The sequence below is a fragment of the Serratia marcescens genome (assembly GCF_029846115.1).
GTDB classification, from domain to species: Bacteria; Pseudomonadota; Gammaproteobacteria; order Enterobacterales; family Enterobacteriaceae; genus Serratia; species Serratia marcescens_L.
Genome location: NZ_JARVZZ010000001.1, coordinates 1,854,854 through 1,866,535, shown reverse-complemented (window position 1 = coordinate 1,866,535; position 11,682 = coordinate 1,854,854). Strand labels below are relative to the sequence as shown.

The window sequence follows — 11,682 nt, the reverse complement described above, 5'->3', positions numbered from 1 at the left end:
TTATCCTTCCTGCTCAATCTTGGTCAGCACCTCGCGCAGCACCGGCGCGTACTCATACTTGCCGGGGCAAACGAAGGTGCACAGCGCCAGATCTTCCTCATCCAGCTCCAGACAGCCCAGCGCCTGCGCGCTGTCGCTGTCGCCCGCCAGCAGATCGCGCAGCAGCAGCGTCGGCAAAATATCCAGCGGCATCACCCGCTCGTAGTTGCCGATCGGCACCATGGCGCGCTCGCCGCCGTGGGTGGTGGTCGAGAAGGCGAACAGTTTGTTCTTCAGGAAGTGGCCCAGCGTGGTGCGGGTAATGGAGAACTTGTTCGGCGAAGGCACGATCCAACCGAACAGCTCTTTGTCGCGCCCTTCTTCCAGCACCGACACCTGCGAGTGGAAACGGCCGAGCCAGGCGTTCGGCCCGGCGGCGTGCATGCCGTTCAGCACCGAACCGGAGATCACCCGGTTCTCGCCGTCTTTCAGGCGGCCGGCGGTCAGCTCATCGAGGCTGGCCCCCAGGCGGGTGCGCAGCAGCGTCGGCTGCGCCACCTGCGGCCCGGCCAGCGCCACGACCCGGCGGGTATCGAGCTTGCCGGTGGTGAACAGCGTGCCGATGGCGATGACGTCCTGGTAGCCGATGTGCCAAACGGTTTTCTTCAGGCTGACCGGTTCCAGGAAGTGAATGTGAGTGCCCACCAGCCCGGCGGGGTGCGGGCCGGCAAATTCGCTGTAGGCGATCTGCGGGCTGCTCTGCTGGCCAACGGAGGCGCCGGCGGCGTGACATACGTGTACCTTGCCCGCCGTCAGGCGCGCCAACACCAGCAGCCCGGCGTTGAACGCCGCCTGCTGTTCGGCGATGATCACCTGCGGATCGGCGGCCAACGGCTGGGTATCCATCGCGGTGACGAAAATGGCGCGCGCTTCGCTGCCGGGGCTCGGCGTTTTGCTGAACGGACGGGTGCGCAGCGCGGTCCACAGGCCGCTGGCGATCAGTTCGCTCTCGACCTGTTCGCGCGGCAACTGGGCCAGTTCACCCAGCGGGTAGTGCGCAAACTCGAGCTGATCGTCGCCGCCGTTTTCTAGCGCAATCACCACCGATTGCAATACGCGCCGTTCGCCGCGGTTAATCGCATCGATGCGGCCGCTGGCGGGAGCCGTGAAGAAAACCCCGGGGTTTTTCTTATCTTCGAACAACGCCTGGCCTTTCTTAACGGTATCGCCTTCCTGCACCAGCATGGAGGGACGCATTCCGACATACTCTTCCCCAAGCAGGGCGACATGCTGAATGTTCGGGCCGTCTTGGATCGCCTGAACCGGAGCCCCGGCTATCGGCAGATCTAACCCTTTTCTGATCTTAATCATAGGATTTATACGATGTAGTTGGGTTTACACGTCTGCCCGGCCCCAGAGGCGGGTGCTGACGATGCCAGGATTGCCGGGCAGTGCGCATGGCGGCACGCCCAACATGAACTTTCTCGCAGTGAAAAATTGGGGTAACGCGCATTCCCTTGATTCCCCCCTTTCCGTTGTTTGCTCGACAGTCGATGTGTTAACGGCCTGTAGCCAAATAACCATAAAAACGGCCGGGTTATATGCCATAACCCCTGCCGTTTCAATCGCCACAGCGCGTTAAATTGAAGAGGGAATATTAACATTGTTCGCAACATTGTTCTGCGTTCCGTCGTGACTTGGGTCAAGCAAACGCAATTAAATTTCGCCTGTTTTTCACTACTTATCGTTAAAATCTGCCGGTCATTTCACTTTTATCGAGCTTTGTCGTTTTTTTATACATATCACGTATTGCTAAAAATAAACGCGCTGGTAATCTGGCGGTGTTTTGCAGCAGTAAAAACAATAATCAGTGGCATGCTGGCCAACCTCAATTGCGCCGGCAGATAAATATAAGCAGGAATAATAATGAGCAAAATCGCGCTGTTGTTTGCGATGCTTGTTTCTATGCCGATGATCACGGCCTGCAGCGCCAGCGAGCAGGTACCCGAAGCGCCGGTAGTTAAACAGCAATTATTGGGTTCGCCGGTCTATATTCAGATCTTCAAAGAGGAACGCAAGCTGGAATTGTATGCCAAAATGGGCAATGAATTCCGCCTGGTCAACACGTTCCCGATCTGTAATTTCTCCGGCGGGCTGGGCCCTAAACGTCGTGAAGGCGATTTTAAAAGTCCGGAAGGCTTTTATAGCGTTGACGCACGCCATCTGAAACCCGACAGCAAGTATTATCGGGCGATCAATATCGGTTTCCCTAATGATTACGACAAGTCGCAGGGCTATTCCGGCGCTTATCTGATGATCCACGGCGAATGTAAATCGATCGGCTGTTACGCGATGACCAACACCTATATGGATGAGATCTATCGCTACGTCGAAGCCGCCTTCGCCTATGGACAAAGCCGCGTCGACATCAGCATCTACCCGTTCCGCATGACCGAGCAAAACCTCAAGCGCCATGCGTCATCCAGCTATATCGCCTTCTGGCGCCAGCTGAAGCCGGGCTACGATTACTTCGCGAAGAACCACCAGCCGCCGACAATGGGCGTGCTCAATGGCCAGTACGTCTTGGGTCAACCGTTGATGAGCAGCGGCGGCATGATGACGCAGTACGCGTCAGCCAGCCCGACGCCCAACACCAACCCCTTCGCTCAGAACAAGCCGCTCACCGAAGTGAAATAACGCGAACTCGCCTGGCTCAATCTTGTGCCAGGTTTCGTTAGCGGTCAGCGGTTGGGTGGCGATCACCGTGACCACATCGTTCGGTGTGGTCTGCTGCTGAAAATCGATTTCCACATCCTGATCGAGCAGCGTCGCCTTGCCGAACGGCGCGCGGCGCGTGATCCAATACAGGTTGGTGGAGCAATAGGCCATCACGAAGCGCCCGTCCGACAACAGCATGTTGAACACCCCTTTCTTGCGCAGCTGGCTCGCCAACAGGCCGATGTAGCGGAAAACCGCCGGCCACTGGCTCGGAGTGCGCGGGTATTTCAGCGCCAGCTGATGCAGCAGCCAGCAGAACGCGTATTCGCTGTCGGTCTGGCCGACCGGGCGAAACGTGCCGGTATCCAGCTGACGATAGCCTTTCAATTGGCCGTTGTGTGCGTAGGTCCAGTTGCGGCCCCACAGTTCGCGAGTGAACGGGTGGGTGTTTTCCAGCGCCACTTCGCCGCGGTTAGCCTGGCGAATATGGGACACCACCGCACAGGACTTGATCGGGTAATCCTGCACCAGGCGGGCGATCGGCGAGTTGAAGCTCGGCTGCGGATCCTTGAATGTGCGGCAGCCGTTCCCTTCATAGAAGGTAATGCCCCAGCCATCCTTATGCGGCCCGGTACGGCCGCCGCGCTGTACCAGGCCGGTAAAGCTGAAGCAGATATCGGTCGGTACGTTTGCGCTCATCCCGAGCAGTTCACACATCGCCAGCACTCCTTAACCACACTGACACAGGCTGTGCGGGCCATGCAACGCCCGCAGTCTTATTCATGGGGAGCCGCAGCTCCCCGCAGGCTATCAAGCCTTAACCATCTCTTTTTCGATCAGCTGAATCAAGATGTGAATCGCTTTGATGTGGATTTCCTGAATGCGGTCGGCGTAGCCGAAGTGCGGCACGCGAATTTCCACATCGGCGGAACCCGCCATCTTGCCGCCGTCCTTGCCGGTCAGGGTGATCACTTTCATCCCCTTGGCGCGCGCCGCATCGATGGCTTTGATGATGTTGCCGGAGTTGCCGGAGGTGGAAATGCCCAGCAGCACGTCGCCTTCGCGGCCTACCGCTTCTACATAGCGAGAGAATACGTACTCATAGCCGAAGTCGTTGCTGACGCAGGACAGGTGGCTCACGTCCGAGATGGCAATCGCCGGGTAGCCCGGACGGTTTTCACGGTAGCGGCCGGTCAGCTCTTCGGCGAAGTGCATCGCGTCGCAATGGGAACCGCCGTTGCCGCAGGAAATCACTTTACCGCCGGCTTTGAAGGAATCCGCCAGCAGCACCGCCGCACGTTGGATGGCGTCGATGTTGGCGTCGTCATTGATAAATTTCGCCAGGGTATCAGCCGCTTCGTTCAGTTCACTGCGAATAAGGTCGTGGTACATGAGGAACCTCTTGTTATCGTCAAATCTTCCGCTTCGCAGTGTACCGGATCGCGGAAACAGCGAGAAGCATTCTCAGCCAAACAGCGCGCCGGTTAAGGAAACGGAGAGGTTTTTGATGATTGGTGCTGTCAGTTTGTGACCTGAGTTGTAATTAAACTGTAAACGCATTGATAAAAATTCTGCCTTGTACTAAAACCTATTACATACACACAACAGGTCAGACCTCTTACTACTTCGGAGCTTCTTATGATGGTTCTTAGTATCGTCGTTTTCCTGGCTCTCCTCGGCGTGGTGTTCTACCACCGAGTGAACCTTACCCTCAGCAGCCTGATCCTGGTGGCGTACACCGCCGCCATGGGCGCTATCGGCCTGTGGAGCTTCTGGCTGTTGCTGCCGCTGGCGATCGTGCTGCTGCCGCTGAACCTTTCCTCTGTGCGCCGTTCCCTGCTCTCCGCGCCGGCGCTGCGCGCCTTCCGCAAGGTGATGCCGCCGATGTCCACCACCGAGAAGGAAGCGATCGACGCCGGCACCACCTGGTGGGAAGGCGATCTGTTCCGCGGCGCGCCGGACTGGAACAAGCTGCATAGCTACCCGAAACCGCGCCTGACGGAAGAAGAGCAGGCGTTTATCGATGGCCCGGTGGAAGAAGCCTGCCGCATGGCCAACGACTTCCAGATCACCCACGAACTGGCCGATCTGCCGCCTGAACTCTGGGCGTACCTGAAAGAACACCGTTTCTTCGCGATGATCATCAAGAAAGAGTATGGCGGTCTGGAATTCTCCCCTTACGCTCAGGCGATGGTGCTGCAAAAACTGGCAGGTGTTTCCGGCATCCTGGCGATCACCGTCGGCGTGCCGAACTCCCTCGGCCCGGGCGAACTGCTGCAGCACTACGGTACCGAAGAACAGAAAAACCACTACCTGCCGGGCCTGGCGCGCGGCGACGAGATCCCTTGCTTCGCGCTGACCAGCCCGGAAGCGGGTTCCGATGCCGGCGCCATTCCGGACGTCGGCACCGTGTGCATGGGCGAATGGCAAGGCAAACAGGTGCTGGGCATGCGCCTGACCTGGAACAAACGCTACATCACGCTGGCGCCGGTCGCCACCGTACTGGGCCTGGCGTTCAAACTGCATGACCCAAACCGCCTGCTGAGCGATAACGAATCCCCGGGCATCACCTGTGCGCTGATCCCGACCAGCACGCCGGGCGTGGAAATCGGCAACCGCCACTTCCCGCTGAACGTGCCGTTCCAGAACGGCCCGACCCGCGGCACCGACGTGTTCGTCCCGATCGATTACATTATCGGCGGGCCGAAAATGGCCGGCCAGGGCTGGCGCATGCTGGTTGAGTGTCTGTCGGTCGGTCGCGGCATCACCCTGCCGTCCAACTCTACCGGCAGCCTGAAATCCATCGCCCTGGCGACCGGCGCCTACGCGCACATTCGCCGTCAGTTCAAGATCTCCATCGGCAAGATGGAAGGGATTGAAGAACCGTTGGCGCGCATCGCCGGCAACACCTATGTGATGGACGCCGCCGCTTCGCTGATCACCTATGCGCTGGTGCAGGGCGAGAAGCCGGCCGTGCTGTCAGCCATCGTCAAATACCACTGTACGCACCGCGGCCAGCAGTCGATCGTTGACGCCATGGACATCGCCGGCGGTAAAGGCATCATGCTCGGCGAATCCAACTTCCTGGCTCGCGCCTATCAAGGCGCACCGATCGCCATCACGGTGGAAGGCGCGAACATCCTGACCCGCACCATGATGATCTTCGGTCAAGGCGCGATCCGCTGCCATCCTTATGTGCTGGATGAAATGGCGGCGGCGCAAAGCAACGATCTGAACGCCTTCGATAAATCGCTGTTCGGCCACTTGGGCCACGTCGGCAGCAACAAGGTACGCAGCTTCTGGCTGGGCCTGACCAACGGCCGCACCAGCGCCACACCGACCAAGGACGCGACCCGTCGTTACTATCAGCAGTTGAACCGCCTGAGCGCCAACCTGGCGTTGCTATCGGACGTTTCCATGGGCGTGCTGGGCGGCAGCCTGAAGCGCCGCGAGCGCATCTCCGCTCGCCTGGGGGACATCCTCAGCCAGATGTATTTGGCTTCCGCCGTGCTGAAACGCTTTGACGACGAAGGCCGTCAGAAAGAAGATCTGCCGCTGGTGCATTGGGGCGTGCAAGACAGCCTGCATAAAGCCGAACAGGCGCTGGATGACCTGCTGCGCAACTTCCCGAACCGCTTTATCGCCGGCGCGATGCGCTTCGTGGTCTTCCCGCTCGGCCGCGTGCATACCGCACCGTCCGATCGTCTGGATCACCAGTTGGCCAAGATCCTGCAGGTGCCTTCCGCCACCCGCAGCCGTCTGGGGCGCGGCCAGTACCTGACGCCGAGCGAACATAACCCAATCGGCCTGCTGGAAGCGGCGCTGGCCGACGTGATGGCCGCCGAGCCGATTCATGAACGTCTGTGCAAGGCGGTCGGTAAAAACCTGCCGTTCACCCGTCTGGATCGTTTGGCGGAACGCGCGCTGGAAGAAGGCAAGATCAGCGCCGACGAGGCGAAAATCCTGGTGAAAGCCGAAGAGAGCCGTCTGCGCTCCATCAACGTGGACGACTTTGCGCCGGATGCGCTGGCGGCTGCCAAGCCGGAAAAGCCGGCGGCGCAGTCTAAGCGCCAACAGCAGACCGAAGCGGCTTAACGCCAATTCCCACTCCACACATCCAAGGGGCGATCATCATCGCCCCTTTTTCTTTTCTTGCATCACGAACTTCGCACCGCGCCGCAGGTTGGCGCAACGGCGGATTTCACGGGGAGGAAGTTCGAGTAGACTGCGCGGCGGGTGCTCTGGATCTTTCTGTCCGGAGCCTTGGCAAAGGAGAGAAAGAGAAAGGCCCCGAGTCGATATTATCAACCCGAGGCCACTCTGATGCCCAACAACATCAGGTTAGCCTCTTACCCGCCGCAAGGCAAGGATAGGGAGGTCAAAAATGCAGCAAAAACGGGTCGTACTTAAACTGGTGATCGTCTGTATGACGCTGATCCCGTTCATCTGGCTAACCCGCGGTTCGCTGTGCGAACTGCGCATCAGGCTGGGAGACTCGGAGGTTGCGGCCACTTTGGCTTACGAATCCGAACGGTAAGGCAACCCAACGGCGGGGTTCGCCCCGCCCGTTGGCTGATGGTGTCAGGCAGGATCCACGAGCACCCGCCTTTTCAACCTTGCTGACGAATGCGCGCCAACAGCGCGTCGATATGCTCGATCTGTGGCGCATTGACGATCAGCGTGCGCCCCAGTCCCAGCGCATGACGCTGGCAGTCTAGGCGCATATCGGCGTCGGCGATGCTGTCCAGATCGGCGACGTGCGCCAGGCCGATGGTGCGCCGAATCAGTTCGGTGCCGCAATACCCTACTGCGTCAGTCCAGACCTGCTGCAGGAACTGCTCAGCGTAACCCGGCGTCGCCAACGCCGCATCCCGGCTTTGCTGATGGCACAGCGCCAGGAAGCGATCGGCGAAGATCAGCCACAGCTCGCGCACATCCTGCAGGCGCTGCTCGCGCCCAGCGGCGGCGTCGCGCGGCCCGAACAGCCCCGGCAGGCCGCAATAGTTGAGCAGCAAGTTGCCTAACGCAGTACCGATATCGAAACCGATCGGGCCGTAGAAACCGAATTCAGCGTCGATCGCTTTCAACCGCCCTTCCGCCACGAAGATCGAACCGCTGTGAATATCGCCGTGCAACAGCGCCTCCGCCTTGCTGAGGAAGCGATGTTTCAGGCCGGCGACCGCCAGCTTCAGCGGCGCATCCTCACGCAGCGCCTGCACCTGCGGCAACAGCGCCGCCTCGAACTGATTGCGCTCATGATCGACATAGGGATCGGTAAAGAACAGATCTTCGGTGATCTGGCACAGCTCGGGGTTGGTGAAACGGCTGACTTCCGCCTTCTTCTGCTGTGCCGACTGATAAAAATCGGAGGTGTGGAACAGCGTTTGCGCCAGGTATTCCGCCAGCTGTCCGGCCGCCAGCGGGTGATAGTTGCCCTGCACCAGCTCACTGCGCCAGATGCGATGGTCGGAAAGATCTTCCTGCACCATCACCGCCAATTCGGGATCGTGATGCAAGACTTTTACCGTATGGCGTGGGCAGAAGCCGCCGTGGACCAGCAACGTTTCAGCTTCGATGCGCGCCCGATCCAGCGTCAGCGGCCAGGATTCGCCCACGCAGCGCACGTAGGGCAGCGCCTGTTTGACGATCACCCGGCTCACGCCTTCGCGATCGCGGATCTTGAACACCAGGTTCAGGTTGCCGTCACCGATCTCGTCGGCGCTGACCAGCGCCTGCGGTTCGGCCACCTGCCCGTACTGGCGGGCGTATTCAACGGCGTCGGCAGCCGTAAACGTACGATAAAGCGACATTCCCCAACCCCTCTGTTCTCTCTCGCTGACCTAGCAATCCTGTTTATTTAGACGTAAAAGCATTTGGACGTCTATACATCTGGAAGTCATGTTGGCAGAATAGCGTTTCAGATGCAATAACCACGCAACAAGGAATTAACCGCCGATGCAAGCGCTTAACACCACCAGTTTGACCCTGCAGGACAACCGCCTTTGGATCCTCGATCAGCAAGCCCTGCCGCAGGAAAAGCGGTGGCGCGCCTGCGACAGCGTGGAAGAGTTGGTCGGGCACATTCACAGCCTGCGGGTGCGCGGCGCGCCGCTGATCGGGCTGTCCGCCAGCCTGCTGCTGGCGCTGCTCGCGGAACGCGGTCTATCGCGTGCCGAGTTGGAACAGGCGCTGCACACGCTGCGCGCCGCCCGCCCGACGGCGGTCAACCTGATGAATAATCTGGATCGCATGAAGCTGGCGCTGGCCGAGCCTGATTGGGCACCGGCGATGGCGAACGAAGCGCTGCGGTTGGTGGAAGAAGATCGCCTGCTGTGCGATCGCATCGCCGATCACGGCGCTGGGCTGGTCAAACCCGGCAGCCGCCTGCTGACCCACTGCAATACCGGCGGATTGGCCACCGCCGGCGTCGGCACCGCCCTCGGGGTGCTGCGGCGCGCCCACCGGCAGGGCAAGGTGCAACAGGTGTGGGTCGATGAAACCCGGCCGCTGCTGCAGGGCGGCCGCCTGACCGCCTGGGAACTGGGCGAGCTGGGCATTCCCTATCGCCTGATCTGCGATTCGATGGCCGCCAGCCTGATGGCGCAGGGCCAGGTCGATGCAGTGTGGGTCGGCGCGGATCGCATCGCCACCAACGGCGACGTCGCCAACAAAATCGGCACTTACAGCCTGGCGGTGCTGGCGCACTATCACGGCATCCCCTTCTACGTGGCCGCCCCGCATACCACCCACGATCCACACTGCCCGGACGGCGCCGCCATCCCGATCGAGCAGCGCGCGGCGGCCGAAGTCACCGGCGTTTCAGGCAGCTTCGGCGCCTGCCAGTGGGCGCCTGCCGATGCGCCGGTCTACAATCCGGCGTTCGACGTCACGCCGGCGAAGCTTATCAGCGGATGGGTATTCGACAGCGGCGTGATTACACCGCAGCAGGTTGAAGCGGGGATCTTCCGGCGGGCGTTGGGTTAACGCCCGCCGATTGGCGATCAGTCCAGACGCGGGTAATCATCGGCGATCTTGTCGCCGGTGAAATGCGCCACCCAGCCTTCCGGGTTGTCGAACACCCGGATCGCGGTGAAATGCGGGGCCGAGCCCATATCGAACCAGTGCCGGGTGTTGGCCGGCACCGAGATCAGATCGTTCTTTTCGCACAGGATCTGGAAGATCTTGCCGTCCAGATGCAGGCAAAACAGCCCTGCGCCTTCGACGAAAAAGCGCACTTCATCTTCGCCGTGCGTATGTTCGGACAGGAATTTTTCGCGCAGCGCCTGGCGCTGTTCGTGGTCCGGCCGCATGCTGATCACGTCCCAGCTCTGGTAGCCCTTTTCCGCCACCAGCCGGTCTATCTCATGCTGATAGGCGGCGATCACCGCCTCCGGCTGCGGATTGTCGCCCAGCTCGCGATCTGCCTGCCAGCGCTCAAAGCGCACGCCGATTTGCGCCAACTGCCGCTGGATCTCCTGCGCATCGCGGCTCTGCCACAGCGGCTGCTGCGGCGCTGTATCGCTGAAAATGGTCAATCCACTCATGAGACGAACTCCCCTAAATCGATACGATCAAAACGGTTAACCTGCGGATGCTGGCTCTGGTCGTCCGCGTCATCGCGGATCAGCTGGCAGGTATGCCAGCCGGCGGTCTGCGCCGCATCCAGCTCCTGGTGGATGTCGGACAAAAACAGCAGCTCGTCGGGCGCGATGCCGATAGCCTGCGCGATGTTGCGATACGACGCGGTTTCACGCTTGGCGCCGACGTGCGTATCGAAATAGCCGCTGAACAGCGGCTGCAGATCGCCCGCGTCGCTGTGGCCGAACAGCAGCTTCTGCGCCTCCACCGAACCGGAGGAATAGACGTAAAGCTTCACTCCCTGCCGCTGCCAGGCGGCCAACTGTCCCGCGACTTCCGGATACAGATGCCCACGGAAGTCCCCTTCGCGGTAACCGCTGCGCCAGATAATGCCCTGCAACGCCTTGAGCGCGGTGGATTTGCGATCTTCATCCATAAAGCGGTACAGGGCGGCGATCAGCGTGTCGAGATCAGCCTGCGGCTGGTCAATTTCAGCGCGCAGCGCCGCCAGCGGTGCGGCGACTTCGCTCTCAGCGGCATGGCGGCGCACAAAATCTGCCAGCCGTTCGCGGGCGTAAGGAAACAGTACCTGATGCACGAAGCGAATATCGCTGGTGGTACCTTCAATATCGGTCACGATAGCGCGGATCATTTCGCCTCCAGTAAGCGGCGTTGCAGTTCACACTGGAACAAGAATTCCAGCCCTTCGAGATGACGGCGAGCTTCCGCCACCTGACTCCCCCAGCAATACAGACCGTGGCCGCGCACCAGAAAGCCGTATTGCAACGGCGTGGCCTCGGCATAGGCCGCCACGCGCGCAGCCAGCTGGGGAATGTCCTGATCGTTGTCGAAAATGGGGATCGCCACGCTGTCCAGGTGGCTGCGCTGGCCGGCCAGCGACTTCTGCATTTCGTACCCCTGCAACACCAGCGCATCGCCGCGTTCCACCCGCGACAAGACGGTAGCGTTGACGGAATGGGTATGCAGCACCGCGCCGATGTGCGCAGACAGGCGGTAGAGCAGCGTATGCAGCCCAGTCTCCGCCGATGGCGTGCGGCCGCTCGGCACATGATTGTCGGCGATATCCACCTGCAGAAAATCGGCGGCGCTCAGGCTACCCTTGTCTTTGCCGGACTCGGTGACCAGGCACTGACGTTCGTCCAGGCGCAGCGACATGTTGCCGCCGGTCGCCGGGCACCAGCCTTTGTCGCCAATCCAGTGGCAGGCCGCCAGCAATGCGGTAAGTTGCGGATTATCCGTCATTATTATCGTTTCCCGTTCGGTAAGGCGGCCGGCAGAAGAAGCTTTGCCTGCCGCGTGGCGGGCTAAGCACTTTTTCGAATTTAGCCATCTAAGCGTCTTGATTGCCAAATACTAGCATCGTGTTATATTGACGGCAATATAAGC

11 protein-coding genes are annotated in these 11,682 nt (G+C 60.4%); 4 read left to right on the top strand and 7 right to left on the bottom strand.

Features of this window, described 5'->3' with window-relative positions; translation table 11 throughout:
• A complete protein-coding gene (locus QDT79_RS08605; RefSeq protein ID WP_130018569.1) occupies positions 1–1,350 on the bottom strand; it encodes a Na(+)-translocating NADH-quinone reductase subunit A in 1,350 nt (449 codons plus the stop codon).
• A 555-nt stretch (positions 1,351–1,905) separates the two neighbouring features.
• Between QDT79_RS08605 and dpaA the strand changes: the two genes are divergently transcribed.
• On the top strand, positions 1,906–2,676 hold the full coding sequence (gene dpaA, locus QDT79_RS08600) for a peptidoglycan meso-diaminopimelic acid protein amidase (RefSeq protein WP_063990829.1): 771 nt from the start codon (positions 1,906–1,908) through the stop codon (positions 2,674–2,676).
• Here dpaA and QDT79_RS08595 read toward each other — a convergent pair.
• Both QDT79_RS08595 and lpcA read right to left on the bottom strand, forming a co-directional pair.
• Entirely contained in the window at positions 2,611–3,414 is an 804-nt protein-coding gene (locus tag QDT79_RS08595; RefSeq protein WP_004930222.1) for a class II glutamine amidotransferase, read from the bottom strand. The two genes, dpaA and QDT79_RS08595, sit on opposite strands and share 66 nt — an antisense overlap.
• A gap of 93 nt (positions 3,415–3,507) precedes the next feature.
• Positions 3,508–4,089 (bottom strand): D-sedoheptulose 7-phosphate isomerase, encoded by a 582-nt coding sequence (lpcA, locus tag QDT79_RS08590; protein WP_004930220.1) that lies wholly within the window; start codon positions 4,087–4,089, stop codon positions 3,508–3,510.
• A gap of 246 nt (positions 4,090–4,335) precedes the next feature.
• On the opposite strand from lpcA, the gene fadE reads away from it, so the two are divergent.
• Positions 4,336–6,792, top strand: coding sequence for an acyl-CoA dehydrogenase FadE (fadE, locus tag QDT79_RS08585; protein WP_063990828.1), 2,457 nt, complete (start codon positions 4,336–4,338; stop codon positions 6,790–6,792).
• Between the two features lie 289 nt (positions 6,793–7,081).
• Positions 7,082–7,234 carry a Hok/Gef family protein gene (locus QDT79_RS08580; protein ID WP_063990827.1) on the top strand — a complete coding sequence of 51 codons (153 nt, stop codon included), beginning with the start codon at positions 7,082–7,084 and terminating at the stop codon, positions 7,232–7,234.
• Positions 7,235–7,307: 73 nt separating this feature from the next.
• On the opposite strand, the gene mtnK is transcribed toward QDT79_RS08580, so the two are convergent.
• Positions 7,308–8,507 carry an S-methyl-5-thioribose kinase gene (gene mtnK / locus QDT79_RS08575; RefSeq protein ID WP_063990826.1) on the bottom strand — a complete coding sequence of 400 codons (1,200 nt, stop codon included), beginning with the start codon at positions 8,505–8,507 and terminating at the stop codon, positions 7,308–7,310.
• 145 nt (positions 8,508–8,652) lie between these two features.
• On the opposite strand from mtnK, the gene mtnA reads away from it, so the two are divergent.
• Positions 8,653–9,681 (top strand): S-methyl-5-thioribose-1-phosphate isomerase, encoded by a 1,029-nt coding sequence (gene mtnA / locus QDT79_RS08570; protein ID WP_308316392.1) that lies wholly within the window; start codon positions 8,653–8,655, stop codon positions 9,679–9,681.
• A 17-nt stretch (positions 9,682–9,698) separates the two neighbouring features.
• On the opposite strand, the gene QDT79_RS08565 is transcribed toward mtnA, so the two are convergent.
• The 3 genes from QDT79_RS08565 to QDT79_RS08555 are packed head-to-tail and all read right to left on the bottom strand — an operon-like array spanning position 9,699 to position 11,538.
• A complete protein-coding gene (locus tag QDT79_RS08565; RefSeq protein ID WP_063990824.1) occupies positions 9,699–10,241 on the bottom strand; it encodes a 1,2-dihydroxy-3-keto-5-methylthiopentene dioxygenase in 543 nt (180 codons plus the stop codon).
• Positions 10,238–10,927 (bottom strand): acireductone synthase, encoded by a 690-nt coding sequence (gene mtnC / locus QDT79_RS08560; RefSeq protein ID WP_063990823.1) that lies wholly within the window; start codon positions 10,925–10,927, stop codon positions 10,238–10,240. The genes QDT79_RS08565 and mtnC overlap by 4 nt, the downstream gene beginning before the upstream one ends.
• Entirely contained in the window at positions 10,924–11,538 is a 615-nt protein-coding gene (locus QDT79_RS08555; RefSeq protein WP_063990822.1) for a methylthioribulose 1-phosphate dehydratase, read from the bottom strand. The genes mtnC and QDT79_RS08555 overlap by 4 nt, the downstream gene beginning before the upstream one ends.
• Positions 11,539–11,682 lie beyond the last annotated feature (144 nt).